This window comes from Sphingobium yanoikuyae, assembly GCF_013001025.1.
Classification (GTDB): Bacteria; Pseudomonadota; Alphaproteobacteria; order Sphingomonadales; family Sphingomonadaceae; genus Sphingobium; species Sphingobium yanoikuyae_A.
In genome coordinates, this window is the sequence record NZ_CP053021.1 from 1,629,780 (window position 1) to 1,656,754 (window position 26,975).

A 26,975-nucleotide genomic window follows, 5' to 3' on the forward strand; every position below is an offset into this window, starting at 1 on the left:
ATGCCAACGAGAGGAGGCTGCCCCGCGTCACGAGACGCGGGGCAGCGAACCCATCAGCCGTTGAGGCGATCCTTCACCGCCTTGGCCGGGGCGAAGCTCAGCTTCTTCGAGGCCTTGATCGCGATGGTCTCGCCGGTCGCCGGATTGCGGCCCTCGCGCGCCGGGGAATCCTTGACCTTGAACTTGCCGAAGCCGTTCAGCGAAATCTCCTCGCCCTTCGCGGCGGCATCGGTGATCAGATCGAAGATGCTGTCGACGGCCTGGCGTGCATCGGCTTTCGTGAGGCCGAGCGCCGCCGCCAGCGCTTCTGCGAGTTCGGAATTGTTCATGAAGAGTCTCCTGGAAAATGGCGAAGCTCGTTTCCTTAGTCGCGCAGTAGCCCATGGTCACGACCCAAAAAGGCGCGACCGGAAAGGAGAGGGGGAAGGGGGCAGCGCGCGCGGCCTGATTGTGCGGGCCGTCTCTGCTCCAGGAGTTATCCTATGATCAAACCAGCCCTTCTCATCCCCGCGAGCCATCTCGCCAAGTCGCCCATCAACGTGCGCAAGCGGACCGATCCGCGCGCCGATGCCGAGCTCGAAGCCAGCATCGCCGCGCACGGCCTCCTTCAGAACCTCGTCGGCGTGCCGGTGTCCCGAAAGAAGGGGCATTACCGCATCACCGCCGGTGGCCGGCGCCTCGACGCGATCCACCGCCTGATCGAGAAGGGCCGACTGCGGCCCGATCATGAAGTGCCTGTCCTGGTCCTTTCCAATACGAAGGACGGTCGCGAGGTCAGCCTCGTCGAGAATTTTGAACGGGCGCCGCTTTCTCCCGCCGAAGATTGCCTCGCTTTCCGCGACCTTATCGAGGTCGAAAAGCTGAACCCCGCGGACATCGCCCGGCGCTTCGGCATCGAGGAACGCTTCGTGCTCGGCCGCCTGCGCCTGGCTAATCTCGCCGATCCGATCTTCGCCGCGCTCGAGGGCGACGAGATCACGCTCGACGTTGCCAAGGCCTATGCCACGACCGCAGATACGGGCCGGCAGATGGCGGTGTGGGAATCGCTGCGGACCGGCTATTCGCGCGATAACGTCAACGAGATCCGGCGCGCGCTCAAGACCTACAGCTACCGCGCCGATGATCCCAGGGCGCTGCTGGTCGGACGCGACGCCTATATCGCCGCCGGTGGGCGGGTCGAAGACCAGGATCTGTTTTCGACCGCTACCGATGAGCGCTGGATCGATACCCATATTCTCGATGACCTCGCCGCAGAAAAGCTCGCCGCGCAGGCTGAGGTGATCCGTCAGCGTGAAGGGCTGGGCGAGGTGCGGGTGGTTGCCGCCGAGCACGTTCCCTATATGGCGACCTTCGCGCTGCAACCGCTGAGCGGAAGCATCGAGCCCCTCACCGAAGACCAGGAAGCACGTAAACAGGAGATCGAAGCGGAAATCGCCGGGATCGACCTTCGCGCGGGAGATGAAACCTGTGAGCCCGAAGGCGATGAGGCGCAGCGCTATGCCGACCTCCAGGCTGAACTGGGTGCGATCACCGAACGTGAACCCGTGCTCGACGCCGAGCAGAAAGCCTCCGCGCTCGGCTATGTCGTGTTGAAACCCGATGGAACCCCGCAGATCCATCATCAGCTCTACCTCGCACCCACTGCCGACACGGGTGCCGACGAGAGCGATGACGAAGACGCCGAACCTGCCGACGGGCTCAGCGGCTCCGGTGCGGCGATCGATACCGCGCCCGCCATGAGCCAGCGCCTGCGGGAGATGCTGGCGATGATGAAGACCGAGCTCCTCGCCGTCCATGTCGCCAGCGACCCGGCATTCGCGCTCGATCTCGGTACCTTCCTCATGGTCGAGCGGGAATGCCGGCATATGCCCTGCATCGTGCCGTGCGATCTATATGCCACGGCGCCCCAACCGTTGCTTGCCGATTTCAAGCCCGAGACCCCGGCTGCGGCAGAATGGCGCAGGTTCGAAGAGGCGCTCGATCGCAGCTGGACCGGCTACTCGGGGCTTGAGGAGCGTTACGATGCCTTCTGCGCGCTTGGCGATGAAGCGCGGGCGGCCTGGCTGGGCTGGGCGATCGCGCGCACGCTCCATGCCGTTCCCGATGGGCGCGAGGGCACCGACTTCCTCAACCATCTCGGTCGCAAGCTCGGCATCGACGTCGCCGCCTGGTGGCGCCCCACCGCACTGACCTTCTTCGACAAGCTGACCAGGCCCGGCATCCTCGCTCTCTTCGAGGGGATCGGCGGCGAGGAATTGCGCGTGCGCTATTCGGGTTCGAAGAAGCACGACCTTGCCGCATCGGCCGAGCGGCTCTTTGGCGGAGACGTGGTCATCGAGCCCGAGATCCAGGAACGGGCACTCGCCTGGCTGCCCGAGCAGATGCGATTTGGCCCTTCCGAAGGGGAAGCCGATGCCGATGCTAAAGCGGCGAATGCCGATGCGGACATGCCCGTCCGGTCGGTCGACGGATCCGATAATGCAACCGACGAAACTCTGCCGCACGCTGCGTGAAGATCGTGGGGACCGGGCCTGTCCCGGTCCCGCCTCGTCCCCTCAGTTCAGGCCACAGCACTTCTTGTATTTGCGCCCCGATCCACAGGGGCAGGGGTCGTTTCGGCCAATCTTCTGGCGTTTGATGCTGGAAGGCCGGTGTGGATCATTCTCCAGCCGCCACTGATGCAGCATCTCCACCCAGATCGGGATCAGGTCGGGCGCCTCGGTATCCCAGCGATCCTCCTCGGCGCGCGTGAGCTTCCGCGTCCCGTCGGCAAAGGCGCGCAATGTCCGGATGCCCTCGATCGCCGCCCGGCATCCGGCGTCATCGTCGGCCAGAACCCGTAGCCATCCGGCCGGCGAGATGTCCATCGCCTGCCCGAACCCCTCGATCCACATCTCCCACAGCGTCTCGTCGGTCCGGGTGTCGATTTCCAGCACCGGCTCGAACGTGCCGGGCTGTGCCAGCGATGCGAGGATCTCATGGTAGCGATGCATCACCAGATCGATGAAATGCTGCATGCCGCCGGCATCGACGAAAGTGGGAATGCCCTCGCCGTCGTCTCCCGCCCAGACCGTCTTAAGCCATTGGCTGGGCACGATCAGGTCCGGGCTGACGATGACGCCGGTGAGGAAGCCGTCGAGCTGGGTGAGCAGCATGCAGTCGTCGCCCTGCGCGAGCAGCAGCTGATCGAGTTCATCGAGATAGTCGAACGAGAAAGCCATTTCCCTTTCTAGCCCGCCTTCGCCCGCTCGTCATCGTTCGGGACATCTCCAATTCTTGGCATCCGCACCGGGACCAGCGCGCAAGGAGCGGAGGGGGGGAAGGGAGCGATGAATGATCCCGTTGTCTGCCGAGGTGTCCAAGCATATGTCCCAACTCGCCTTCGCCACCATGGATGCACCAGCATCCTTGCATTGCGTCGCCATATCGCTCGCCCAGCACATGCGCCGCGGCGCGCAGATTACACGACAGGCTCTCAAGCGCTTCATGCTGGAGGCATTCGGGGCCGACGACGCCGATGGCGCCTGGACCATGCGCGATGCCTACGATGCACTCGAAGCCGCGCAGGTGATGCTGCTCCAGGACGCCGATTGCCCGCTTCTTCAGGGAGAGCCACGGCAGATATTCACGGCACTGCGGGGATTCGAACATGCGCTCCCGACCCAGACCTATCGTTCCGAGCGACAAATTGAATTTCAGCAGTTCAGCACGCCGCTGAGCCTCGCCTGGCTCGCAGGCCTTGCCGGGCAGATCCGGCAGGATGACCTCGTGCTCGAGCCGTCGGCGGGCACGGGGATGCTCGCGGTCCATGCATGGCGAGCGGGTGCGTGCCTGCAACTCAATGAATTAGATCCGAAACGGGCCGACCTGCTCGGCCGGATCTTCGATCGAACCGTTACTCGCCATGACGGCGAACATATCGGCGATCTGCTCGCGAGCGCTCCGAGGCCGACGCTGGTGCTGATCAACCCACCCTTCAGCCGCAGTGCCGGGCGCGGTGTCGATCGCCACGCCGGCGCCCGCCATCCGCGCGCCGCGCTGGGCCGCCTCGCCCCCGGCGGCCGCTGCGTGGCGATCATGCCGCCGAACTTCGCGGCGGATGGCACCGCCTCGCTCGGCTACACTGCCGTTGCCGAGATGGCGCCGCCGCGCGCCGAGATCACCATCCGCGGTAACCCCTATGCCAAGCATGGGACCAGTATCGATGTCCGTCTCTTCGTTTACGACAAGGGATGGACAGGAGAAGCCCAGCGTCATGTCGCGGACACGATCGAGGCTGCTCTCGATATCGTGCTGGCTCTTCCCTCCCGGCTTGATCCTTTCGATCCACCCCCGGCGCCCGCACCGGTGGCCAAGCCCTGTCCCGCGCCCGAACCCAAGCCACCGCTGACTGCTCCCCTGATAACGCGGCCTTCACGGAAAATAGCGCCGCCAGTCCGCATTCCCGCGAGCGAACCGCCCGAACCGGTATCTTACAGCGTACGGGAGACGCCGCTCGCACCGGGACAGGCGATCGGCATCTATTCCCTGTGGCAACCCGCTCGGCTTGTGATCGACGACGCCTGCGCGCATCCGGACGAACTCGTCGAATCCATCGCGATGGCATCCGTCTCGCTTCCGGCCCCTCGCTACCACCCCCGTCTCCAGAAGCGTGCCTTCAAGGCGCTCTCCGACGCGCAGCTTGAGACCATCATCCATGCAGGCGAAGCGCACGAACGCGATCTTCCCGGGCGCTTCTCGGCCAATCTGGCCGGTGATCGCCTGCTCGAGGACGAGGAGGGCAGCGCCTACCGGACCGGCTTCTTCGTTGCCGATGGGACCGGCGTCGGGAAAGGGCGCGAGGCAGCAGGCATCATTCTCGATCAATGGAACCGCGGCAATCGCCGCGCGATCTGGATTTCGCTGGCCGATCTCATCGAGGACGCGCGCCGTGACTGGACAGCGCTTGGCGGCCTTGCCATCGATATCCAGCCGGTCGCGAACTTTGCGCTGGGCACACCGATCACCATGGAAAGCGGCATCGTCTTCCTGACCTACGCTGCGCTGCGCTCGAGCCGCCATGATACGGCATCGCGCCTGCAGCAGTTGCTGGACTGGACCGGTAAGGATTTCTCTGGGGTGATCGTCTTCGACGAATCCCACGCCATGGCCCATGCAGCCGGGACCGAGACGGATTTCGGGAAGGCGCACGGCTCGGAACAGGGGCTCGCCGGCGTCCGCCTGCAAAATGCGCTCCCACGCGCCCGCATCCTCTACATGTCGGCGACCGGCGCGGCGCGGCCGGAAAACCTCGCCTATGCCGTTCGTCTCGGGCTATGGGGAGCCGGTACGGCCTTCGCCACACGCGACATGTTCATGAAGGCCATGGCAGAGGGCGGCATCGCCGCGCTCGAAGTCGTTTGCCGCGATCTCAAGGCGATGGGTCTCTACACCGCGCGCGCCTTGAGCTTCGCCGGCGTCGAGTATGAACCGCTGGAGCATGCGCTCACGCCGGACCAGATCTCGGTATACGATGCCTACGCGGACAGTTGGGGGATCATCCATCGAGGCCTCCGAGAAGTTCTCGCCGAGATCGGCGTGGTCGATAGGATTTCCGGCAAGACCCAGAACGGCCAGGCGCGCGGGTCAGCGCTCAGCTCCTTCGAGGGGGCGAAGTTGCGGTTTTTCTCCAGCCTGCTCGTGAGCCTGAAGATTCCGACGCTCATCGCGGCCATCGAGCAGGAACTGGCGGCGGGTAATGCCGTGCTGGTGCAGCTGGCGAGCACGGGCGAAGCCATCATGGACCGGCGACTGTCCGAACTCTCGCCGGAGGAACGGGCGATGATGGATGTCCAGGTCTCTCCCAAGGAGACCCTCGTCGATTATCTGAAAAATGCCTTCCCGGTGCGCCAGATGCGGGTCTTTCGCGCCGATGACGGCACGGTTCGCTCGGAACCGATGAGTGACGCCCAAGGCAATCCCGTGCTCTGCAGGCAGGCAATTGCTTCTCGCGACGAACTGATCGAGGACCTGTGCGCTCTGCCTGCCATTCCGACCGCGCTCGACGCGCTGATCGCACATTTTGGTACGGAGCGGGTCGCCGAGATCACGGGCCGTTCCCGGCGCATCGTCACCGACAGTACGGGCCGGCAGAAGATCGAGAGGCGCGGCGCCCGCGCCAATGTCCTCGAGGTCCAGGCCTTTCAGAACGGCAATAAATCGATCGCCGCCTTCTCTCTCGCGGGCAGCACCGGCCGGTCCATGCATTCGGATCGGAACTGCCCGACCGCGCATTGTCGCCGGACCCATTTTCTCCTCGAACTGGGATTTCGCATCCTTTCGGCAGTACAGGGCTTCGGTCGCAGCCACCGCACCAATCAGGTGACGCCGCCGGTCTATCGCCCGCTCACGACCGATTGCCGCGGCGAGCGCCGGTTCCTCAGCACGATTATCCGGGGCCTCGAAGCGCTCGGCGCGCTGACCCGGGGCCAGCGTCAGGCCGGATCGCAGAATCTTTTCGATCCATCCGACAGTCTGGAATCCGAGTTCGCGCGCGATGCGCTCGTCCAGTGGTTCCATCTTCTTTATGAGGGCAAGCTGCGCAGTGTGACGCTCGCCGATTTCCAGGAGATCACCGGATTGGAACTGTGCGACGAGGGCGGGGAACTGAAGGAGCGCCTGCCGCCGATCCACCGCTGGCTCAATCGCATCCTGGCCTTGCGCATCGCCACGCAGAACCGCATCTTCGAAGAATTCCTGGGACTGGTCGAGGATCGCGTCGAGGCGGCGCGGGCCGCCGGGACGCTTGATCTGGGGATCGAGACGATCCGCGCCGAACGTGTGCATGTTCTGTCCGACCAGCTCCTGCGCGCCGACCCGGTGACCGGCGCGGAAACGAGGCTGTTACGGCTCGAACTTCATCGAAGACCGCCGGTCACCAGTTGGGCCGCGTTGCAGTACGAGTTGCGCGGTTCGGACGACGTGCGGTGGCTGCACAACACGCGCTCGGGTCGGGTGGCGCTCTATGTGCCGACATGGCCGGGGCAGGACGACGAGGGCCAATGGATCGAACGCTGTTATCTCATACGCCCTGGTGGCCGGGCGCGAATGGACGTCGCGGCACTTGCCGGCAGCCACTGGGAGGAGATCGAGCGTGATAGCTTCCAGGCGCTCTGGGACGCGGAAGCCCGCGATGCTGGGGAAAGGCTTGTGGTCGAAACGATCACGCTGGCGACGGGCCTGCTCCTGCCCGTGTGGAAGAGGCTACCCGCCGATGACGTGCGCGTATGGCGGATCGACGACGGCACCGGCATGTCCATTCTCGGGCGTATCATCCATCCCGGCGCCCTCGAGCGGCTCGAACAGGCATTCGGGCTTGCCGGTGGCGTGATTCTAGGGCCTGACGAGATCATTGCCGGCGCGCGCATGGCCGGCGGCGTAGCGATTCCGGGCCTGGGCCCAGCCAGGCTGGTTCGGGTCCAGGTCAACGATAGTCCCCGCCTCGAAATCCGCGATTACCGGCCGGAGGATCGCACCTGGCTCAAGTCCTGTGGGGCATTCTCGGAGGTCTTGAGTTTCAGGACCAGATTGTTCCTGCCACCCGATTGCGCGTGCGACATATTGACGAGGATCATTGAGGATCGGAGTTGATCCACCGCTGCCGCGCGAAGCTATGCCGCTCCAGATCCCACTATATTGCAGAAGGAAAGGGTGAAGCGCGGCAGCATCGCACTTCACCCTCTCCAATCATTCTGCGGATGCCGGTGTATCAACCTTGGCCGCATCTTTCTTGGCGGCATTCGTACGCTTGCTGGAAGTCTTGGCTTTCGGCGATGTGGTGGACTTAGCGTCAGTGACGATCCCGAGCTTCTTCTTCTTGGGGGCAGGCGTGGACGATTCCATTTTCGCAGCTTCAGGAGTCTGGGTTTCCGGAGTGGTCGACGGGGCGGCAGCTTCCTTGGCAGCGGCGGGCTTCTTCGCACCGCTGGATGCTTTCGGGGATGCCTTCTTCGCCGCCGGTTTCTTTGCGACAGACTTTGTGGCTGCACCCTTCGCCTTTCTGGGCGCGGGTGCTGGCACAGGCACAGGCACAGGCGCAGGTGCGGCCGCAGCCGAGACAGCCGGTGTGACCGATGCCATGGGTGCGGCTTCCGGCGTCTCGACGGCGATCACGGGAGCCTCGATGGTCGGCTTGGCGTTAGCCCCTTTCGCGCGCGAGCGCTTGGGCTTTTCCGGCGCCGATGCAGGCGCTGATTCCGGCGTTTGCCCGGATGTAACACCAAGGGCCTCGTCACCCTGCTTTACCGCGCTGGCCTTGCCGGGCGCACGTTTCGGCTTCTGTTCCTTCACCGGGGCCGGCGTCGGCGCTGCCTCCTGTACGGCCTGTTCGGTGACGGACCCTTCCTTCTGTGCCGTTTCGCCAGCCTTTCTTCCCAGGCCCAGCTTAGCAGCGACAGCACGGCGGTGCTCGGAATAGGCGGGAGCCACCATCGGATAGTCCCGCGGGAGCTTGTAGCGCTCGCGATACTCGGCCGGGGTCAGCCCGTTGGTCGCCAGATGCCGTTTCAGCGTCTTGTATGGCTTGCCGTCGATCATGCTGATGATGTGCTCGCGCGAGGCCAGGCTCTTGCGCACCGATACGGCAGGAACATGCTCCACCGGCGCGGGCGCTTCGGCTTCGGCCTTTCCTTCGAGGGCGCCGCGTGTCGCTTCGATGATCCCGGCGATGTCGCCGGCCGGCACCTGGTTGTTCGAGAAATAGGCGCTCAGTAACTGCACGGTCATTGCAGTGAGATCGGGCTGCTCGGTATCGGCCACGCAAAAACTCCAGGCTAAGGCAAGGCAATAGGGAAGTTGGCTCTTGCCGAAAAAGAATTGCCGGAAAGCTAAGCCTGTTCCCACGCCTCATGCAAGTCGTCAGTGAAACAAGCCCGTCAGTCCGCGGAAAGGGGAGGGGGAGGAGTAGAGCAGAAGACCAGTTCGAGGTCTCGCTATTCCATGAGGTGCAACATGGCGAACTGCGTATCCGCGCACATCCTGATCGGCGGCAGACTAGCCCGGTCCTGCTACCCCGAACTGATCAACGCGATCAGAGCCGATAATCCGGCGGTCGATTGGAACGGCACGCCGTTCGATCCCGACGATATCCCGGTCGGCAAGCCACTCGCGCTCATGGATCATGATGTCGCCAACGGCTGTTTCGAAGAGATCGAGGAAATTTGTCGCCGGCACGGTCTCCACTATATTCGCTGGTCTGGCGCTTCTCCTGGAAGCTTCCCGTCGGTTCGCATCGTTTACACGGGTAACGGCGAACCACAGCAATTTCTGACGACCGAGGAAGACGAGCAGGTCTTCTCCATCGAACGCATCCGGGAACTGGGAAGCATCGAAACAATCGAAGCGGACTACCAGCGTGCGCGCAGGAATCCGCCTGCCCTGCTGATCGTGGACGACGAGCCCACCGATGTCGTCATCTCGGAGATCCCCCATGGCTGATCACCATGTTCAGGGCTCGGTCGCATTCATTTGCACGGCGAAGGAAGCCGCGCTGATCGAAGAGGCATGGCAGCATGCCGCTGACCTCGACGACGAGCTGGCACCAGGCAACCCGAGCGCAGAATTCCTCGCGGCTTTCCCGCCGGTCGAACTGGGCAACCCTTTCAATGGCCTGCTCGCGATCTTCGACGATCCGCGGTTTCCCCAGTTCAGCGCCGAGCTCCGGGTCACCGGAGCCGATCCGTGCAGGGTGTCGATCTATGGTGACAGCGATTTTAAACCCGACGCCATAGCCGCGTTGATCCAGCGCTGCTGCCGGCAGACGCTGGGCGAAGCGCCGATCGGCTTTACGTGGAGCTATGGGTCTTCGCGTCCCCGGCCCGAGGATACGGGCGGTGGATGGTGCGCCATCTTTGCCGATCGGATCGAATTCAGCGAGACTGCCGAGGGACTTTCGAAAGCGCTGCAGCCCGCTGCCGATCCCTGGAGCGATCACCCGTTCCATCCCGTGTCCGACTGGAGAACCGAAGTCGCCAATGACGCGACCTGTCTCGGCTATCTCGACTGGATCGCCGTACGGCAAAGCTCGGCCGGTGCGGCACCTTAAACCTAATCCCTTCGGCATCTACATGCCGTGAAACGGCGGTCGGCGAGACGCCGCCGCGTCCCGTCGCGACCTTCTTCCGCAAAACAAGGATAGACCCATGACCGACGTCACCGCGCCGGGTGCGCCCGCGCGCCTGTATAGCCAGACCGATTACGACGAACGCGGCAATTTCCAGTACCAGGGCGATCTGTACCGCTCGGGGGAGGATCTGCCTTCCCTTGCGTCACGGATGGGACGGCATCTCGCTGATCAGTTCATCCTCACGCGCTTCGCGATCAGCACGAGTAAATTTGCGGGCGGCCGGAAGGTCACCGCAGAAATCCTAGATACGCCTGCCGACCTTACCGACCGCGATAGGCAGAACGCGTTCATCGTCGATGTGCGCGACCAGATGGAGCGGTTCGGTTTCACGTGCGCCAATGCGCTGCAGGGATTTCACAGTTGCTCTTTCTTCTGCGAAGCGTGGATCGGGCGGGCCTATTGGGCGGCGCTCGCGAAGAGGCGCGGTCCCAGAAATCCGGTCGAAGCGCTGGTGTCGCTCGCCGCGTTCAAGAAGCGGGTGAAGCCGGGCGATACCCTGAAACTCATCGATGCGCCGGCGGGCCATCGATCGCTGGGAACCACCCGCACGATCACCAAGGTACGATCGGGCGACCTGATCCTCGAAGGCAGGAGCCATCTCGATTTCCCACGCGCCGCTGCCTTCGCCTGCGACGGCAAGCTGGTGCGCATTTCCATCGGTTCGGATCACGACCCGGATGCCCATCTGCTGTACGAGTGGCGAGCAGCGGCCTGAGCGATGGCCGCCTCATTGTTTGCTCTGGATGGGTCCGCAGCCCATGCCCCGCATCTCAAGGCCATGCGGAAGCTCCTCGAGCGCTGCCAGCCGCGCCACGATATCTACACGGTGTTCGGGCACTGCACGGAGGCGATGGCGATCGCGATCGCCAACAGCGTCGATCTGCGCGAGCGTGCGCGGCGCGAAGCCCGTTACCTCGACATTATCGGGCGCTACGGCGCCGACGTCGTCGAAAGTTTCCCACGGGTCATGGCCGAACTCGCCCTCGCGCTGGAGGCGGGGATGGGCGATGTGCTCGGCGCGCTGTTCCATGATCTCGAATTGCACAACAAGGCGAAGGGCCAGTTCTTCACGCCCTATTCGCTCAGCAGAGCGATGGCGGCCATGCTGATCGGCAATCCCGCCACCCTTCGGGAAAGCATAGAAACTCGCGGACATCTTACCGCCATGGAGCCGGCATGCGGGTCCGGTAGCATGGTCATCGCGCTTACCGACGTCCTGCGATCGCAAGGTATCAATTACCAGCGCCACCTCCATGTGACCGCGATCGATATCGATCCCCGCGCAGTCCACATGGCCTATGCGCAATTGTCGCTGCTGCACGTTCCCGCGCGCCTGATCGTCGGCAATACCCTTTCCGGTGAGTTCCGCGAACAGTGGCTCACACCGGCCCACATCCTTGGCGGTTGGACGGCCCGGCTCGCGTCAGCGTCCCAGGACAAGACCCCCAACGAAATGATTCCGCCTGTTTTGGCTGCGAAAACGGCCTACTCAATCGGTGAGACCGAACCTGCGCCCGACTGCAACAAACCAGCGCCGCTACCACGTCAACTCAGCCTCTTCTGATCCGGCCATTGACCATCAGGCAACTTCGCCGAGCGTTCCTCCAACCACAATTGCCGATATGACCGGTGAAGATCCATAAGCTCCCGATGTTTCCCCAAGCCTACCAATCGTCCGCCCTCCATGAACAGGATCTGGTCCGCGTCCTGCGCCGTTGCCAGCCGATGGGTGATCATGATGAGCGTGGTGTCCCCGCCGGCTCTGCCCCGCAATTTCGCGATCGCGTTCGCCTCGCTGCGCGGATCGAGCGCGGAGGTGCTTTCATCGAGGATCAGCACCGGCACGTCCACGCCTGCCAGCCGTGCGAGCTCCAGCTTCTGGACCTGGCCTCCCGAAAGACGCTCGCCCTGTTCCCCGAGTTCCATCTCGAAGTCGATCGACCTGCCGGGCTCGTGAAACCTCCAAAGGTGCAGCAATTCCTCGACATCGCCGATCGCCTGGTTCGCCGGGGGATAGAGGATGTTCTCGCGCAGCGACCGGTTGAACAGGCCGATGAACTGCGGCGCATAGAGGATATGGCGATGCCGATCCGCCCAGGGGATCGTCGCGATATCTGTCCCGCCCACCGCGATCCTGCCGGAAGAGGGGGTAAGCACGCCTGCGAGAAGCTGGGCGAGCGTGGACTTGCCCGAACCGTTGGGACCGACGATCGCGACGAAAGAACCAGCCGGAACATGCACAGATATCCCGGCCACGCCGGGCATGCCCTCGCCATAGCGGAAGCTTACATTCTCGGCGACAAGATCTGACGACGCTGTAAGACCAGGGGACAGGGCGCTGTTATCTGTATCGATGGTCGCAAAGTTCAGGACGTCGCGAATATTGGCGATCGCCACTCCAGCCTGCGCGAGGATATACCCGAGCGAACTGAGCGGCACGGTCAGCCGGAAGGCGTATGTCTGGAGCAGGACGAAATCGCCCGCACTCATGCGCCCCTGGCCGACATCGAGAGCGGCAAGCAGCAGCAGCGCCACGAGACCGAGCCCGACCACGCAGAATTGCAGCGCGGCCATGAGCGTGAGCGAACGGTACATGCCGGCCGCCTCGTACCGTTTCGAACCGAGGGCAGCGCCGGTATGCCGCAGCTCGCGGTCGAGCGCGCCGTTCAGCACCACGCGGCGGGCGTTGCGCAGGATATCGCCGATGGTGCGCGAGACATGCGATGCCGCCGTATTCGTCGCCTCGGCATGAACGCGGTGACGCCTGGCGCCGAGCCAGGTCGCGGCGAGGAAACCCACCAGCGTCAGCGCCAGGATCAGGACATAACGCGGCCGGATCAGGCCTGCGATCACCACGAGACTGGCCAGAGCCTGGAGGATCACCGGCCCGAGCCGCCAGATCAGACCCTCGACGACCAGCGTCAGGCTATAGGGCAGGCGCTCCAGCATGCCGGGAACGCGGCCGCTGCGGCTGTCGCGCGCCGCGGTGATCTCGGGCAGGGCCGCGGCGAGCGCGCGGATGGTGTAATGCCGCGCCAGCGCATCGACCATTTTCGCGGTGCACGACATCCTCGCGGTTTCGAGGATCGATGCGCCTGCCCAGCATCCCACGAACAGCATCACGGTGACGAACAGATACAGGCGCGATTCCGAGGAAGCTGCCAGCATGTCGATCAGGAGTTTGAGGGCGTAGGGTCCGGCAACGCCCATCGCGATCACGAGGGCTTCGAGGGTGAAGGCCTCGAACAGGCTTCGCCTTGCACCCAGCCGCGCCGACAGCATCAGCTGCGTCAGCCGCGCCAATATACCAAATGTCGTCACTGCACAGACCTCCTGGCGATCGTTGAGCCAGAAGGAGGATTTGGAACGCGGCCGCTATCCTAGCGCCAAATCAGCCGCTTTGGAATGCGCGATCCCATGACCCGGAAAGGGGGGGGAAGGGGGTGCGGGAAGGTGACGGGAGACGTGGATCGTCCCGTTACCCTCAAGCTCAAGGAGATGGTTTCCATGGCGAGCATAGCCCGCATGACCGACACGCCCCCCGCGTCCGCTCCCTATCGCATCGACGTCTCGCGCGGCGGCCGCAGTGGCCGCGTGTCCTCGGAATGGTTCTCCAGGCCCGACGACGAGAAATTCCTCTCGCTCTCCAGCCTCTACGACAGCGTGCGAGCCCGCGCCGATCGCTCGACCACCCGGACTGTCGAAAGCCGCGCGATCCGCGTCGAGGCGAGAAGCGATGCTCCCGAACGGCTCACGCTGATCGCCCCTGGCGACGAGCGTCCACTCACACCCACCAACTGGTCCTTCGGCCAGGTCGCGAGCCTCGTCGGCGCCCCGGCCTCCTATCTGCGCCAGCTGCCCGCGGCGCTCGCCGGTATCAATCTCCAGCACGGACTGTTTACCCACAGAGGCGAACAGGTCAAAATATTGCAGACCGACGATGGCCGAACAGAACTGCGGGCTGCGACCGGAAGTCAGTATGGCAGGGTGTACGACTGGGAACTGATACAGGCCATCATGGCATTCGCCGGGGACGGCGTCGGCGATACACGGTGGAAAGTCCCTGGAAATATCGATTGGGGAAGCATGCGCTATAACCCCTATGTCGATATTACTAAAGACACAACCACACTCTACGCATCGGACAGGGATGTCTTCGTATTCCTTGTCGACGACACGCATCCGATCGAGGCCGGTAAACTGCCGAATGGTGATCCCGACCTCTATTTTCGCGGGTTCTATGCCTGGAATTCCGAGGTCGGCTCCAAGACCCTTGGCATCGCGACATTCTATCTACGGGGCGTATGCGCGAACCGGTGCCTATGGGGCGTGGAGAATTTCGAGGAAGTGAACATCCGCCACTCGAAGTTCGCCGGCGCCCGCTTCGCGCACCAGGCCGCCCCGGCGCTCGAGCACTTCGCGAACTCCTCCCCGCAGCGTTTCATCACCGGCATCAACGCCGCGCACGAACGTATCGTCGCGCGCAAGGACGAGGACCGCGACGCCTTCCTGCGGCGGCGCGGCTTCTCGAAAACCGAGACGACGAAGATCATCCAGACGGTCCTCGCCGAGGAAGGGCATCCGCCCACGAGCGTCTATGATTTCGTGCAGGGCATCACCGCGCTGGCCCGCACGAGGCCGCATCAGGACAGCCGCCTCGAACTCGAAGGCAAGGCCCGAAAGCTGCTCGAACAGGCGCTCTGAGGCGCACTTCCCGATCCGAATTTCCCCGCCATCGCCCGCTCCGGTCTTCGACCGGGGCGGCTATGCTCATGAAAGGATAAGGCCATGCGTGCCCAGTCCGATGTTCCCCTTTCCGATTTCACCGTGGACGTCGCCTTCTTCAGCGACGGCGAGCACTATGCCACCCAGAGCTACACAGTCACCGCCTCGACCTGGTTCAGCGCCCGCCAGCAGGCGCTGCAGATGTCGGTGAACAGCGTCTATGACGACCCGCGCATTCCCGGTCTCAGCCGCACCGCCACCCTGCGGCCCGGCTCATGACCCGCGCTCGTACCCGCCGCCTCGGCACGGGGATCTCCGCGCTGATCGCCGCATCGCCCCCGCCCGCCACCACGCTGCCGCTCGCCAGCATCAGCGCCGGATATAATCCGCGCCGCTATTTCGACAGCCGAAAGCATGAAGAGCTCGTGGCATCGCTGCGCCTGCGCGGAATGCTCCAGCCGATACTGGTTCGTCCCGCCAGGGAGACGGGCGATGGCTATCTCATCGTCGCCGGGGGGCGCCGCTACCGCGCGGCGCTCGAGGCCTTCGGGCCCGAGGGCGAAGTCCCCGTCATCATCCGCGAGATGACCGACCAGGAGGCCCTCGAGGCGGCGATCGACGAGAACGACGTGCGCGACGATGCTTCGGAAACCGAGCAGGCCGATGCGGCGGTCCGCGTTCTTGCCGCCTGCCAGGACGATCGCGGTGAAGCCGCTCGCCGGCTCGGGTGGTCCAAAACCAAGCTCGATCGCCGCCTCGCGCTCGCGGGCCTCTGCGAGCCGGTCAAGCACGCGCTCGACGAGCGCCGGATCAAGCTGGGACATGCCGAACTGCTCGCCGCCGTTCCCGCCGACAAGCAGGAGAAGGCGCTGGAGACGATCCTTGCCTCCGGTCTCGACGTCGGGAAGACGCGCGACCTGCTGATGCGGGTCACCCAGGATCTCGCCCATGCCTGCTTCGATAAGAGCGAGTGCCTTGCCTGCCCGTTCAACTCCGCAGCGCAGCGTGCGCTGTTCGAGACGCATATCGAGGACGGGCATTGCACCAATGCCGGGTGTTTCGAACTCAAGACCCAGGCCGCCGAAATGATCCGCTTCGAACAGGAGGAATGCGCAGAAAAGGCTGCGCGGGCTGCGAAAACCACTGGTGACGATACCGGCGCTAAGCAGGCCGAGGACGAGATCGACGCTATCGACGATCCGGATATCGCTGCCGATGGCGACGAAGACGGTGTCGTGGATGACGACACCGGGGACAGCGGCGCGCCCTTCCTTCATCTCCGGGATGAACAGGCCGCATCTTCTGCGAATGATGCCCGAAAACCGACAGCGCCGATCGATACTGGCGCCAGGAAGCCGGACACGCCGAAGTCCCCCGTCACCGCCCGGTCGATCGCGACCCGGACCAGGGAACTGCGCGAGGCGACCTGGCGCACCGCGCTCGCCCGCGCGCTCGCCGCTAATCCGGCCCATGCCCAGACCACGATCCTGGTCGCCGCGATGTCCGGCACGCTCCCACAGATCAAGGCGGAGACATTGCGCGGGCGTGCCGGGCTGCTGGTCGGCGCGTCCTTCCCCGATCTCGATTTCAGCGAGAAGATCGCGGAGATCCAAGCACTGCCGCAAGCGCAGGCCGCGACAGTGCTGTCCGCCATCGGCGCGGCCTATGCGAAGGATGTCACCAGTTTCAATCATGTCGCCGACCTGGCGCGGGCTTTCGCCGTCGACCTGCGCGACGCCTGGCAGGTCGATAAGACCTTCCTCGCACGCTACTCGAAGGAGGAACTCAGGTTCATCGCCCGCGAATGCGGGCTGATCACGCACATCGGCGAGAAGGCGTTCGCAAAACTGCTCGGCCAGAAGAAGACCGATCTCATCACCGGCATGCTCCATGTGCTCGGCTTCGAGTGGGCAGGCCGTCTGCCGAGCGCCATGACCCTCGACGGTGCATATGGGTCGCCGCCTGCGCGCCCGGTCGCACCCACGAGCGAGGTTCCGATCACGCACCTCGCCGCCTGAACGAACCCACGCTCTTCCAGAAGGATGTCTCCCTATGCTGATAACCAGCCTGCTCCCGCTGCTCGCCCGCTATTCGCTCGGCTGCGATCTTGTCGCCGGCCCCGAGGGCATGGTCACGCTCACCATCATCCCGCGCATGATCGAAGGCGGCGGCCACAAGCCCGAAGCCGGTGAACTCCGGCCGATCGCGCTCACCGCGAGCGCCGCCGAGATCGATGCCGAACTTGCGCGGGGCGAGGACGGCGCGCTCGGCCAGCTCATCGCGGGTCGCAAGGCGCTCGCCGATCAGCTGGAAGAGCAGCGCCAGGCGACGCAAGCCGCCCGCGCTGCCGCGGCCGCGAAGGCCAAGCCGGCGACACCGACACCGACACCGAAACCGGCGACCGCCGGCGCGAAAGCGCAGGCGGCCGGCAGTCTGCCTACCGGCGCCAAGCCCGAAGAGCCCGCCAGCCTCTGGTGACGCACGGCAGGAAAAACTCGCCCCATCGCTCCCGATCACTCCCAGGAGACAGTCATGCAGATCGATCATCTCACCCGAACCTTTCGCTATGACGGCATCGACCTGCCGGTGCCGCCGCATCTCGCGCAGGATCCGGCCGCGCTGCGCGCCTATCATGCGACGCTCTACCCGGCGATCCTCAACGCCGAGACGGTCGATGCCGGGGTCATGGGCGGCGCGCATGTCACCGAATATCGCCGCGCCGTCGGCACCAAGGGCTGATCCCGGTGCCGATGGCGCCGCGTCGCCGCGGCGCGACCATCCCGCCGGTGCTGCGCAAAACCCTCCTGGACTGGATCGAGACGGACGATGGCGACACTGCCGGCTTCACCCCGCCCGCCTGCAGCCCCCGGGCCCGAGCCCTCCATGCACGGATCGTCGTCGACCCGCAGGGCGGGGCGGGCGAGTCCCGCGAACCGCTGCAGCCGCCGGCCGGACTTCGCCTCCCGCCGCTTGGCTGATCTTGCCAGTGATCCTGGGGATGATCTTGCGGGCAGGGCCGTCGCGCTATCGCCCGATGTCCCGGCGATCTTCGACGCGCCGCTCGCCCCCCATCACCGGGTGATCGGGCGCTGGGCCGCGTCCCAGGCACAGGATGCGAGAGCCTGTACGCGGCTCGAAGCCCGCCGCCGCATCGAGGCGGTGTTCGATGCCGCCGTGCGCGAAATCCTGAACCCGATCGATATCGTCGATCTGCGCATCGCCGTCCTGGGCAGCGAGGCGGATGGGCCGCCCGCGATCGCCATCATCTGCGACAGCATGGGACAGCTTGATCTCGGATGGATCGAAACCGGCGATGCGCCCACCGCCTGGCGCGCCGCCGCCTACCGGGCGCTCGAGCAGACGCTGGGGCGCGTACTGCCGGTCTTCAGCTACCAGGATCTCTTCGACGAGATGTCCATGTACTACTGGGAGGGGGAAATCGATGACGAAGCGGCCCGCCGCAGCCTGATCGAATGTCACGGCGCGGACGCCGAGGATCTCGACGGCCACATGCTCCCTTCGCAGCTCGACGAGCGCCGCCCGGGCTGGATGATCGCAGCGAACGCGGCGCCGCCGAGCCGGCTTCCCGCTGCCCTGCGTCGCAAGCTGGCGGATATGCGTACTGCGCGGGAGGTGCTTGGCACACTCTTGCCCGAAGCCGGCGCCTGGCACTTCGATTTCGAGGTCGCGAGCGCATATCTTCCCGGTATCGAGGAATGCGCCTCGTTGCCGCCGCTGACGCTGGTTCCCTTCGTGCCGTTTGCGCGCGAACTCGACGATGTCATGCGCAGCGGCATGGAAATGGGGTTCACGGATATCGCCGGTATCTGCCCGCTGCCGGATGTGGCCTGCATCGACGACTGGTTCGCCTCACTGCGGCTCGGCGCACAGTTCCTGCTCGCGGTCCAGAACCTCATCCGCTTCGATCCCCCCAAGCCCAGGAGCCACCCATGTCCGACCATAGCACCCACTTCGAAGCCAGCGGTGGCGGTCTCGTCCTGACGAACGCCATCCTGCTCTATACGAACCAGGCGCCTCGGTATCTCAAACCCTATGGCACCGCGCAGGGCGATACCACCGCCTTCGCCAGCATCCATGCCGTGGAACACGATGGCGATGGCCGGCCGACGATCGCGGTCGGCAGCCCGCTGACGCGCGCGCATCTGCGGCAGTGGTCACAGGCGCTTGGCCGTACCGCCCAGCCCGAGCTTCTCCCCGAACATGTGCTGGTCGCTCATCCCGACATGCTGGCCTGGTGGGTGCCGGCTGAGGTGCGCCCGGCCTATTTCGCGCTGTCGGATCCTCCTGCCGATCTCCATGCGCTTGCTGCGCGAACGACGCTGCCGGTTCCCTATCCACCCCATCTCCTGATCGCCACACGCCATGGGCTTGGCGTCTATGCCCTCCCGGTAAATGAACGCCCTGGCGCCGAGACCCCGGTTCTGCACTCGCCGATCCTCAACGTCTTCGTCGACGGACGTCTCTGCTGGGGCAACATCCCGAAACCCAGGGCGCTCAGCATCGCCTCCATTCCCGCCTATGAAAGCGCGCTGTTCGACTCCTGGTCGACACATCCCAATATCGGGCAGGATCGGACGATACGCGGGAAGGGCGGGCTGGTGCGGCTCTGGGACGATCTGGCGGCGCGCGGCGCGCGCCGGTTTCCGGTGAGCCGTCTTAAGCCTTTCGGCGCCGGCGCGGCCGGGCAGGGGATAGGCCCGCGAAGGACCGCCGCCTGCGCGGTGACGGTAGGCCGGCTCATCGCGCGGGGCCGTGTATGACGATGCTCGCCGATGATGCGACGGCAGCGGCGGTGCTTGACGCCATGCCCTGCTATCCGGTGCCGCCATTCGGAAGGTCGCCCGCCATCGAGGCGCTGCGCGCTTCTCGCGTCGGCCATGGTCTCGCCATCGGCCATGACGGTGTGAAGCTGATCCTGCGTCGCCCGTGGCTGGCGCTGGACGTGCCGGTTGCGGCGTCCATCGCCGCCTATGTTCCTTATGGCAGCATCGGGGCACCGCGGGCCGATCTACGCTGCGGCCTCGTTCCGCGCGCCTTTTACGACGAGGTACTGGGGCATCTGCGTAGCAAGATTCCTGACGAGGCCGCCGCATTCATCCTGTGGAACGAGGCGACCCGTGAATTTGCCGTGGAGTTCCCCGCTATCGATGAAGCGACGCCGACGCGACTGGTCTATCGCATGCCCAGGCTGCCGCCTGACTGGCACATGGTCTGTGACATCCACAGCCATGCGCGCGGCCGCGCATTCTTCAGCGCCACCGATGATACCGATGATGCCCATGCCACCAAGATAGCGATCGTCTTCGGACGTCTCGACCATCCCGATGGTCCCACCATGGCGGCACGGCTCTGTGCGGGCGGCATGTTCCTGCCCTTGCCGCGCTGTCCCTTTGCAGGAGCTCCCGATGCAGACTGATCAGGCCCGGCGTCACTATCTTCCTGCTGTCTTTGACGATCGTGCGATCACGATCCTGCTGGTCGGCTGTGGCGGGAACGGGGCGCAGATGTTGATGGGTCTCGCCGCGCTCGACACCGCACTGCGCGCGATCTCCTCGCGCTCGCTCGACGTCACCGTGGTCGACGACGATATCGTCACCGAGGCGAACCTTGGCCGTCAGCCATTCTACCGCTGCGATATCGGCCATTCCAAGGCGCGTACGCTGACCGAGCGCATCAATCTCGCGCATGGCCTGGCCTGGGAAGCGGTTCACGGACGCGCTCCTGAAGCGATCGGGATCGACGGCTTCGACATGCTCATCAGCTGCGTCGATACCGCTGCGGCCCGCCGGGCGCTGGGGGCGGCTCTGCAGACCGGCAGAAATCCGCCCCTCTACTGGATGGACCTCGGTAACCGCGCCGGCGACGGCCAGTACCTGATCGGCTGCCCGCGCCGCACCAGTCACAGCGATCGCCCACGTCTTCCCACCGTGCTCGAAGTCTTTCCGGAACTCGCCGACGAAAGCGTGGCTGAAGACGATGCGCCATCCTGTTCGGTCGCAGAGGCGCTCGAGCGTCAGTCACTGTTCGTCAACCGCGTCGTCGCAAGCCATGCGCTCGCGCTGCTTTTCGATCTTCTCGGGCGCGGTTCGATCGGGCATGCCGGGGCATTCATCAATCTTGCCGGCGGTCAGACCGTTCCGATCCCGCTTCCTTTCGCGAATGGCACGTCACTTGCGGCGGCCGGACACGCAAACATCTCGCACTTGTAGCCTGTATAGGCTATGTCATATGCTAAGGAGTCGCCATGAACCTCGAGCGTCACGTCAAACTGTTCAAGAACGGCCGCAGCCAGGCGGTCCGCATTCCCCGTGAGTTCGAGCTTCCGGGCGAGGACGCCATTATCCGCAAGGAAGGCTCGCGCCTGATCATCGAACCCGCCCGGCCGCGCTCCCTGCTTGCCGTTCTCAAGACATGGGAACCGCTCGATGAAGAGATCGGCCCGATCGAGGACCTGCCAGCAGAACCGGTCGACATCTGATCCATGTTCCTGCTCGATACGAATATCCTGTCGGACCTGATCCGACAGCCCGATGGCATGGTCGCCCACGCTATCGCCGACGTCGGCGAGGACGCGGTTGCGACCAGCATCATCGTTGCCGGCGAACTGCGCTATGGCGCAGAAAAGCGCGGATCGCCGCGCCTGAAAAGCAAGATCGAGGATTTGCTGTCTCTCATTGCAGTGCTGCCGCTCAAGGACGATGCCGACGCCTGCTATGGGCGTCTGCGTGCCGACCTCGAGCGCCGTGGCACGCCGATTGGCGCTAACGACATGCTGATCGCCGCCCATGCGCTCGCAATCGGCGCGACCCTCGTTACCGACAACATCCGCGAATTCGAGCGGGTCGATGGCTTGCAACTGGTGAACTGGCTCCGAACCACCTGACGCCCGGTTCGCACGGCGTTCCCGGTCTGGTTCTCGTGGTTAGCGAGCATGAAGAAGGGAAGGGGGAGGGCAGAAGGGTGGTCCCAGGGAGATCGCCCCATGCTCACCTCGTACTGTCAGTGTCGGCAGCCCTGCCATTCCTGGCGCGCGGCTGAAGCATTCGCCACCTCATCGATGCCGGGTCTTGCGGCGTGACGACCGATCCTGCCACCTTCGATCCCGCCGACCGGCAGTGCTGGATCGCCCATGGCCGCCGTCCCGAGCATGCCGAGGTACTGGCATCGGTATGGAAGGACTATCCGGACCTTCCTTCCGATGCACCGCTGCATGAATGCATGGCGCGCAGCCGCGCGCGCGTCGCCGCGCTCCGCCCCTTCAATGATGCCATCCGCGAGGAAGCCGAACGCGAAAGACAGCGCACGAACTTCGCCTGCATCGAGAAGCGCGTAGCAAGCGGCCAGATCAGGCCCTTCGATCAGGCCATCCTCCAGGCACGCGCCGAGCATGGCTATAACTGGGACGCTGCAGTCCTCTATGCTCAGGGTCGATACGCGGCGGAGGCTGGCTGGGGACCTCGCGATTTCTCGGCGCCACCGGGTGAAACCTCGCCCGCTTACGCCCAGGGGTTCCGCGATGGCGGTGGTTGTTTCGAAGATCTGTTCGACGTTGCCAGGCGTTCCTACGCGGCTGCCATGCGACAGGAGGACCGATTCCCGGCTCCCGGAAAGGCTTTGGTTTCACGGCCGGCTCCGAGCAGTTGGCCGTCTCCGACAGACGCCCCGCGTCCCGCATTATGGTCGAAACGCACCGTGATCATCGGTGCTGCCACTGCATCGAATGCCGCAGCAGGCTTGATGACCATGCTCCAGACACAGCCCGGGCATGAAATGGCGCATATCATCATAGCCGACGTCGGTCGGGGCTTTCGTGCGTGGCGCAGTGCGGAGCCCGCCCAGACCGGGAATCCAGCAGATCAGTTACGGGCCTTGTTTGCCGGGATCGAACCGGACGACCTGCTGATCATTGCCGATGGCGAAGATCTCGCCTGGATAGACCGACATGCCGGCATGCTTCCGCTCTGCCGGACCATGGAGCGCACGCGTAATTCGGCGATCCAGCAGCGCGCGCAATTGCGCGCCTGGCTCGAGCGCGGACTATGCGAGGGCGAGGTCCTCGCCGGCGGCCATATCCGCTGGACCAGGCTCGCGCAGGGTCTGTCCGGCCGCCTCGGCGAATTCGTCGCCCGCTATGCCCATAAAGCCCAGCCACGCGGACACCGCCTCGTTATCGAACTACGCGATGGCGATCCCGCAATCGGCTTCATGACGCCGCAGGGCGAACTGCTGAACCCCGAGGCGATCATTACCAACAAAGCGCATATGCGCAGACACATGGCGGCGATGCTGCGATGCTTTGCAGCCGCCATTCCGCATCACCCCGACATGGCTGCCCGCACAGCACGACCAGACAATCCGGGAGTACCCCATGAACGAGATGACCAGCTTGCCCGTCATGCCGGGCAAGGACACGCAAGCCGCAATCCTCCTGCCGGGACCGATTGACGATGGCCGTTGAACCGAGCGGGGCACAAGCGGACTTTCCGAGATTGAACCGCGCCGAATTCCGCAACGCCATCCCCACACTTCCCGCTGCGTGCTCGTCGCGCTCCTGCCCGGTGACTTTCAGAAGGGTGCCCGTGCGAAAGCACACCAGAACTGGAAATGGTATCGCCGTTTATGCCGGTACGTTTGGCGAAGCCTTGATATCCTCCCGACAATCGCAGTCTGATATACGAGCTGTTATCGCAACCGAGTTTTCCGACGATTCCGGTTGAAACCACTCCTCGGCTGCGAAAGCCCAGCTCTGGCCGGTAGATGACGGTCCGGTTCGAAGCCGGGTTGCGGGGATAGGTAATGCTCACGCGGTGTCGGCTGCCGGCTAGAATGGGCCCTTCACCGATCGCCCTTGGAACGGCGGCTTCCCTGGGAGCCAGTCAATCGCTCAGTTCCGGTCAAAGCGGCTCACACGGCGAAATTGTTGGTTGCAAAGCTTTATCCACGTGGCATTTTGGCCTCCGGGGGAAGCAATTTCGATGGCATCCAAGGCTCTGATCGCAAAGAAACCGCGTGAACAAGCAGGCTCGGTGGCCTCACGCGCTTTTGACTTTCAAATGCACGCGTCGATGGCGCGAATTCTCGAGGCCTACCAAAACGGCGAAGGCTTTGTTGCCTATTTCGACTTCTTTGACGACTTAATTTTTCTGACCGGAGACGGCGACGACGCTGCCATTTGCTTTTACCAGATGAAATCCCGCGCCGGCTCGGCCTGGACGCCTAAACGGTTGGCAAGCAGGCCAGCCAAAGGCGACCTGCCCAAATCCATCGTTGGCAAGACCTATCACAACCTGCACGAATTCGGGGCGCTGGTTCGGAAGGCAGCGATCATCTCGAACCAACACCTCCAGGCGAAATATCCTGATGGCAGCAAGACCGGACCAGACGACGGTGAGATATTGCTTTCAGCATTATCCGCTGAGGATCATGGCGTCTTGGTCGCCGCGATCCAAGCCGATTTCCCCGGAAGCATCGATCCACGGCACGCCGAACTTTTGGTTTATGAGCGCATCGCGCTCGACATGCAAAGCTTCCGCCAGACCTTGCTCGGCATTGTCACCGAGTTTGCGACCGCGATCGGGCCAGAATATGCGGTATCCGCCCAACCGCTTTATCAGGCGCTGCTCAGCGAAATCTCGCGTTGCACCGGGACCGTCGCTTCCAGCGCGAGGAATCTCCCCGAGCTCAAAAAGCAAAAGGGTCTCGCGGCTTCGGATGTCGCGGCGCTGGTTGAGCAAATGAAGCGACGTGGCCGCACGCCGACCGAATGGTGGCCGACCGTCGAAGCTGAGCTAATAGCCGATGGGTGGAAGACCATACCGCTACGCCGCCTATCGCTTGCCTGTCTAGAATATTGGCGGGCCCGCGAACGCGGCGCTGGGATTGCCCTTGATCTTCATCAAGCGCTCGCTGAGTTGTTTGCCGCGCACCCAGACTTGGTGGACGACACCATCGTAGGAACGATGGCCGCCTATAAGCTCGCCGGCAGTATATTGGACCCCGTAGGTGAGCCCTATACCGGCCAAGCCGCACTACTTGTCGAAATCATGGAATCGCTCGGATGACCGGTCCCAATGTCACGCGGCTGCGCCGCATCTTGCGATCGCTGAAAGACGCTAGCCATGACCAACGTAAGATTCGTCGGACTCTTCCTATTGTCGCGGACCGAGAAGCGCGCGTTGAAGGTGCCCTTGAACGCGTCAAGGATCGTCATTCAAGGTGGAAACGGCTTCGGAAAATCAGCGATTCTGAAGAGCATCTACGAGACGCTGGGAGCCTTACCCCAAAAGATTGATAGCCGATGGCGGGCCGGGAACGTCTCGAGTGCATTGGTCTTTGAATATCAAGGAAAACGCTACACTGCGGTAAAGGCGCTGGGCATGTACGCCTTGTTCGACGCTGAGCGTAAATTGCTATTCTCGGGCCAACAAATAGTAAAGGAATGGGGGCCGCAGCTTGCGAAATTCTTTGGCTTCAAGCTAATAATGAAGGATCGCGACGGCGACATTGTTGTACCGCCACCATCCTACATGTTCGCGCCCTTCTATATCGATCAAGATATGGGCTGGAGTCGGCCTTGGTCATCCTTCCAAGATCTCTACCTCCCCGATAGCACGCGCACCTTGGCTGACTATCACTCGGGGCTCAGGCCCGATGCTTATTATGAAGCGCGCGCTAATCTCGCCGTTGATCGCATCGCGCTGTCCGAACTCGAAGCAAGTGTCTCGACACTGCGAGATGCTATAGACCAAATCCAGCAGATTGATGAGGGTGTAAGCCCTACCTATGACATGGGAGAGTTTCGCGCTGAGGTTGAAGACCTTGTTCGGGAAAGCGAGACTTTGCTGACGCAGCAACGCGAGTACCGGCGCGAAATCTCCGAATTGCACGAGGAAACGCACCTTCTTCAGTCCGAGAAGAGCCTGCTTGAGCGCGCGCTCCGCGAACTGCGCGAGGAGTTTGATGTCGCCGCCGCGCTGCCCGACGAGATCGAGTGCCCTACCTGCGGTCAGGGCTATGCGAACGACTTGGCCGACCGCTTCGCGCTGATCCAGGACGAAGGCGTGCTGACTGAGGCGATCGGCGCCACTAATATCAAGCTAACCCGCGTCAGGGAAGACGAGCAGCAGAAACAAGATAAGCTGCACGAGATCGAGAGGAGCCTCCGACGGATCGAGCATATTCTTGCGGTCGAACGAGCAGCCCTGTCTTTTAATGATGTTGTGATCGCCGCTGGGAAGACCGAAGCTGCCAAGATTCTTCGCAGCTCGCTGGGTGAGAAGGCCGCCGATGCCGCTGATGTACGCTACCGCGTCGATAAGCATCGAGATACAATGACCAGCCTCACTAGTGCCAAGCGAAGTGGCGAGATTCTAAAATTCTACCGCGCGCTACTCGCTAAATATGCCTTCGACCTAGATGTTGCGCTCGAGCAGGATGGCGCGCAGTCTATACACCGTATCCAGGCCGCGCGTGGCAGCGAGGGGCCTCGTGGACTTCTGGCATATTACTATGCGTTTCTGCAAACCCGCGTTAAATATGCTACCGCCACGGCATTTCCGATTGTGATCGACGCCCCCAATCAACAGGGCCAGGACGCAGTGCACCTGCCTCAAATGCTGAGGTTTATCTTCGCGCAGGCGCCGGCTGATGCGCAGGTCATCGTCGCTGTTGAGGAGGCGTCGCAGGGTCTGCCGGCCGATGTGGATATCCGATCCTATGGCGTGCAGCGGCGGCAAGTACTGCGCGAAGCTGAGTTCGATGAGATCAACGAAAGGTTTTCTGTATACACTAGGCAACTACTGCTATGATATTTTGAATGGTTTATTGCGGCGGCAACCTGAGCGCGACTAAAACCTAGTTGCCGCATCTCGCGCTTTAGCATGTGTCGGCATAATCAGCCGTTGATCAAACGTGCTCCCCTGATGGCTCCGGATCCATTGATAACCGGATTATCCGAAACGTGCTCTTTCGAGGCTGGACTAGGAATGGCGGGTAAGTCCCAGCCTTGGTCTCAAGCGGAATGTCCGCTCATGGGCGCGCCATTTTCCCAATAGAACGGCTTGGATGG

Annotated in this window: 25 protein-coding genes; 21 read left to right on the top strand and 4 right to left on the bottom strand. The window is 63.6% G+C overall.

Annotated elements, in window-relative coordinates; genetic code table 11:
- Positions 1 to 53: 53 nt before the first annotated feature.
- A complete protein-coding gene (locus HH800_RS08255; RefSeq protein WP_159365866.1) occupies positions 54 to 329 on the bottom strand; it encodes an HU family DNA-binding protein in 276 nt (91 codons plus the stop codon).
- A gap of 153 nt (positions 330 to 482) precedes the next feature.
- On the opposite strand from HH800_RS08255, the gene HH800_RS08260 reads away from it, so the two are divergent.
- Positions 483 to 2,513, top strand: a complete 2,031-nt coding sequence (locus HH800_RS08260; protein WP_159365867.1) for a ParB/RepB/Spo0J family partition protein — start codon at positions 483 to 485, stop codon at positions 2,511 to 2,513.
- A 42-nt stretch (positions 2,514 to 2,555) separates the two neighbouring features.
- Here the strand turns inward: HH800_RS08260 and HH800_RS08265 are convergent, their stop codons facing one another.
- A complete protein-coding gene (locus tag HH800_RS08265) occupies positions 2,556 to 3,221 on the bottom strand; it encodes a UPF0149 family protein (protein ID WP_159365868.1) in 666 nt (221 codons plus the stop codon).
- Positions 3,222 to 3,333: 112 nt separating this feature from the next.
- On the opposite strand from HH800_RS08265, the gene HH800_RS08270 reads away from it, so the two are divergent.
- Positions 3,334 to 7,629, top strand: coding sequence for a strawberry notch family protein (locus HH800_RS08270; RefSeq protein WP_159365869.1), 4,296 nt, complete (start codon positions 3,334 to 3,336; stop codon positions 7,627 to 7,629).
- Between the two features lie 96 nt (positions 7,630 to 7,725).
- On the opposite strand, the gene HH800_RS08275 is transcribed toward HH800_RS08270, so the two are convergent.
- Entirely contained in the window at positions 7,726 to 8,796 is a 1,071-nt protein-coding gene (locus tag HH800_RS08275; protein ID WP_159365870.1) for a MucR family transcriptional regulator, read from the bottom strand.
- 192 nt (positions 8,797 to 8,988) lie between these two features.
- Here HH800_RS08275 and HH800_RS08280 point away from each other — a divergent pair, with 192 nt between their 5' ends.
- The 4 genes from HH800_RS08280 (at position 8,989) to HH800_RS08295 (ending at position 11,726) form a co-directional block, all read left to right on the top strand.
- The gene (locus tag HH800_RS08280) at positions 8,989 to 9,474 is read left to right on the top strand and encodes a hypothetical protein (RefSeq protein WP_169860750.1); all 486 of its coding nucleotides are present in this window, start codon (positions 8,989 to 8,991) and stop codon (positions 9,472 to 9,474) included.
- Positions 9,467 to 10,081, top strand: coding sequence for a hypothetical protein (locus HH800_RS08285; protein ID WP_169860751.1), 615 nt, complete (start codon positions 9,467 to 9,469; stop codon positions 10,079 to 10,081). Before HH800_RS08280 ends, HH800_RS08285 begins: the two co-directional genes overlap by 8 nt.
- A 97-nt stretch (positions 10,082 to 10,178) precedes the next feature.
- Entirely contained in the window at positions 10,179 to 10,877 is a 699-nt protein-coding gene (locus HH800_RS08290; protein ID WP_159365873.1) for a hypothetical protein, read from the top strand.
- A 63-nt stretch (positions 10,878 to 10,940) separates the two neighbouring features.
- Positions 10,941 to 11,726, top strand: coding sequence for an N-6 DNA methylase (locus HH800_RS08295; protein WP_235682054.1), 786 nt, complete (start codon positions 10,941 to 10,943; stop codon positions 11,724 to 11,726).
- Here HH800_RS08295 and HH800_RS08300 read toward each other — a convergent pair.
- Positions 11,708 to 13,465, bottom strand: coding sequence for an ABC transporter ATP-binding protein (locus HH800_RS08300; protein WP_159365875.1), 1,758 nt, complete (start codon positions 13,463 to 13,465; stop codon positions 11,708 to 11,710). The two genes, HH800_RS08295 and HH800_RS08300, sit on opposite strands and share 19 nt — an antisense overlap.
- A gap of 204 nt (positions 13,466 to 13,669) precedes the next feature.
- On the opposite strand from HH800_RS08300, the gene HH800_RS08305 reads away from it, so the two are divergent.
- From HH800_RS08305 to HH800_RS08375, 15 genes are all read left to right on the top strand, one after another.
- The gene (locus tag HH800_RS08305) at positions 13,670 to 14,866 is read left to right on the top strand and encodes a DUF932 domain-containing protein (protein ID WP_159365876.1); all 1,197 of its coding nucleotides are present in this window, start codon (positions 13,670 to 13,672) and stop codon (positions 14,864 to 14,866) included.
- A gap of 84 nt (positions 14,867 to 14,950) precedes the next feature.
- On the top strand, positions 14,951 to 15,166 hold the full coding sequence (locus HH800_RS08310; RefSeq protein ID WP_159365877.1) for a hypothetical protein: 216 nt from the start codon (positions 14,951 to 14,953) through the stop codon (positions 15,164 to 15,166).
- Positions 15,163 to 16,905 carry a PRTRC system ParB family protein gene (locus tag HH800_RS08315; protein ID WP_234893139.1) on the top strand — a complete coding sequence of 581 codons (1,743 nt, stop codon included), beginning with the start codon at positions 15,163 to 15,165 and terminating at the stop codon, positions 16,903 to 16,905. The genes HH800_RS08310 and HH800_RS08315 overlap by 4 nt, the downstream gene beginning before the upstream one ends.
- Before the next feature lie 34 nt (positions 16,906 to 16,939).
- Entirely contained in the window at positions 16,940 to 17,365 is a 426-nt protein-coding gene (locus tag HH800_RS08320; RefSeq protein WP_159365878.1) for a PRTRC system protein E, read from the top strand.
- A gap of 54 nt (positions 17,366 to 17,419) precedes the next feature.
- On the top strand, positions 17,420 to 17,626 hold the full coding sequence (locus tag HH800_RS08325; RefSeq protein ID WP_159365879.1) for a PRTRC system protein C: 207 nt from the start codon (positions 17,420 to 17,422) through the stop codon (positions 17,624 to 17,626).
- Between the two features lie 11 nt (positions 17,627 to 17,637).
- The gene (locus HH800_RS08330) at positions 17,638 to 17,865 is read left to right on the top strand and encodes a hypothetical protein (RefSeq protein WP_169860753.1); all 228 of its coding nucleotides are present in this window, start codon (positions 17,638 to 17,640) and stop codon (positions 17,863 to 17,865) included.
- Complete coding sequence (locus HH800_RS08335; protein ID WP_234893141.1) at positions 17,858 to 18,889, top strand: hypothetical protein; 1,032 nt, start codon at positions 17,858 to 17,860, stop codon at positions 18,887 to 18,889. Before HH800_RS08330 ends, HH800_RS08335 begins: the two co-directional genes overlap by 8 nt.
- Complete coding sequence (locus HH800_RS08340; RefSeq protein ID WP_159365880.1) at positions 18,838 to 19,668, top strand: PRTRC system protein B; 831 nt, start codon at positions 18,838 to 18,840, stop codon at positions 19,666 to 19,668. Before HH800_RS08335 ends, HH800_RS08340 begins: the two co-directional genes overlap by 52 nt.
- On the top strand, positions 19,665 to 20,324 hold the full coding sequence (locus HH800_RS08345; RefSeq protein WP_159365881.1) for a PRTRC system protein A: 660 nt from the start codon (positions 19,665 to 19,667) through the stop codon (positions 20,322 to 20,324). Before HH800_RS08340 ends, HH800_RS08345 begins: the two co-directional genes overlap by 4 nt.
- Positions 20,314 to 21,117 carry a PRTRC system ThiF family protein gene (locus HH800_RS08350; RefSeq protein ID WP_159365882.1) on the top strand — a complete coding sequence of 268 codons (804 nt, stop codon included), beginning with the start codon at positions 20,314 to 20,316 and terminating at the stop codon, positions 21,115 to 21,117. Before HH800_RS08345 ends, HH800_RS08350 begins: the two co-directional genes overlap by 11 nt.
- A gap of 35 nt (positions 21,118 to 21,152) precedes the next feature.
- The gene (locus HH800_RS08355) at positions 21,153 to 21,386 is read left to right on the top strand and encodes an antitoxin (RefSeq protein WP_010338822.1); all 234 of its coding nucleotides are present in this window, start codon (positions 21,153 to 21,155) and stop codon (positions 21,384 to 21,386) included.
- Between the two features lie 3 nt (positions 21,387 to 21,389).
- Positions 21,390 to 21,791: a type II toxin-antitoxin system VapC family toxin gene (locus HH800_RS08360; protein WP_048938827.1), complete on the top strand. Its 402-nt coding sequence runs from the start codon at positions 21,390 to 21,392 to the stop codon at positions 21,789 to 21,791.
- Between the two features lie 191 nt (positions 21,792 to 21,982).
- Positions 21,983 to 23,353: a hypothetical protein gene (locus HH800_RS08365; protein WP_159365883.1), complete on the top strand. Its 1,371-nt coding sequence runs from the start codon at positions 21,983 to 21,985 to the stop codon at positions 23,351 to 23,353.
- Between the two features lie 530 nt (positions 23,354 to 23,883).
- Positions 23,884 to 24,969: a dsDNA nuclease domain-containing protein gene (locus tag HH800_RS08370; protein ID WP_159365884.1), complete on the top strand. Its 1,086-nt coding sequence runs from the start codon at positions 23,884 to 23,886 to the stop codon at positions 24,967 to 24,969.
- Between the two features lie 57 nt (positions 24,970 to 25,026).
- Positions 25,027 to 26,715 carry a hypothetical protein gene (locus tag HH800_RS08375; RefSeq protein WP_169860754.1) on the top strand — a complete coding sequence of 563 codons (1,689 nt, stop codon included), beginning with the start codon at positions 25,027 to 25,029 and terminating at the stop codon, positions 26,713 to 26,715.
- The last annotated feature ends 260 nt before the right edge of the window (positions 26,716 to 26,975 follow it).

Bases quoted from the DNA above. Each gene is read 5' to 3' on its own strand.
- HH800_RS08255 (WP_159365866.1), bottom strand. From the start codon at position 329: ATGAACAATTCCGAACTCGCAGAAGCGCTGGCGGCGGCGCTCGGCCTC.
- HH800_RS08260 (WP_159365867.1), top strand. From the start codon at position 483: ATGATCAAACCAGCCCTTCTCATCCCCGCGAGCCATCTCGCCAAGTCG.
- HH800_RS08265 (WP_159365868.1), bottom strand. From the start codon at position 3,221: ATGGCTTTCTCGTTCGACTATCTCGATGAACTCGATCAGCTGCTGCTC.
- HH800_RS08270 (WP_159365869.1), top strand. From the start codon at position 3,334: ATGATCCCGTTGTCTGCCGAGGTGTCCAAGCATATGTCCCAACTCGCC.
- HH800_RS08280 (WP_169860750.1), top strand. From the start codon at position 8,989: ATGGCGAACTGCGTATCCGCGCACATCCTGATCGGCGGCAGACTAGCC.
- HH800_RS08285 (WP_169860751.1), top strand. From the start codon at position 9,467: ATGGCTGATCACCATGTTCAGGGCTCGGTCGCATTCATTTGCACGGCG.
- HH800_RS08290 (WP_159365873.1), top strand. From the start codon at position 10,179: ATGACCGACGTCACCGCGCCGGGTGCGCCCGCGCGCCTGTATAGCCAG.
- HH800_RS08295 (WP_235682054.1), top strand. From the start codon at position 10,941: ATGCGGAAGCTCCTCGAGCGCTGCCAGCCGCGCCACGATATCTACACG.
- HH800_RS08305 (WP_159365876.1), top strand. From the start codon at position 13,670: ATGGCGAGCATAGCCCGCATGACCGACACGCCCCCCGCGTCCGCTCCC.
- HH800_RS08310 (WP_159365877.1), top strand. From the start codon at position 14,951: ATGCGTGCCCAGTCCGATGTTCCCCTTTCCGATTTCACCGTGGACGTC.
- HH800_RS08315 (WP_234893139.1), top strand. From the start codon at position 15,163: ATGACCCGCGCTCGTACCCGCCGCCTCGGCACGGGGATCTCCGCGCTG.
- HH800_RS08320 (WP_159365878.1), top strand. From the start codon at position 16,940: ATGCTGATAACCAGCCTGCTCCCGCTGCTCGCCCGCTATTCGCTCGGC.
- HH800_RS08325 (WP_159365879.1), top strand. From the start codon at position 17,420: ATGCAGATCGATCATCTCACCCGAACCTTTCGCTATGACGGCATCGAC.
- HH800_RS08330 (WP_169860753.1), top strand. From the start codon at position 17,638: ATGGCGCCGCGTCGCCGCGGCGCGACCATCCCGCCGGTGCTGCGCAAA.
- HH800_RS08340 (WP_159365880.1), top strand. From the start codon at position 18,838: ATGTCCGACCATAGCACCCACTTCGAAGCCAGCGGTGGCGGTCTCGTC.
- HH800_RS08345 (WP_159365881.1), top strand. From the start codon at position 19,665: ATGACGATGCTCGCCGATGATGCGACGGCAGCGGCGGTGCTTGACGCC.
- HH800_RS08350 (WP_159365882.1), top strand. From the start codon at position 20,314: ATGCAGACTGATCAGGCCCGGCGTCACTATCTTCCTGCTGTCTTTGAC.
- HH800_RS08355 (WP_010338822.1), top strand. From the start codon at position 21,153: ATGAACCTCGAGCGTCACGTCAAACTGTTCAAGAACGGCCGCAGCCAG.
- HH800_RS08360 (WP_048938827.1), top strand. From the start codon at position 21,390: ATGTTCCTGCTCGATACGAATATCCTGTCGGACCTGATCCGACAGCCC.
- HH800_RS08370 (WP_159365884.1), top strand. From the start codon at position 23,884: ATGGCATCCAAGGCTCTGATCGCAAAGAAACCGCGTGAACAAGCAGGC.
- HH800_RS08375 (WP_169860754.1), top strand. From the start codon at position 25,027: ATGACCAACGTAAGATTCGTCGGACTCTTCCTATTGTCGCGGACCGAG.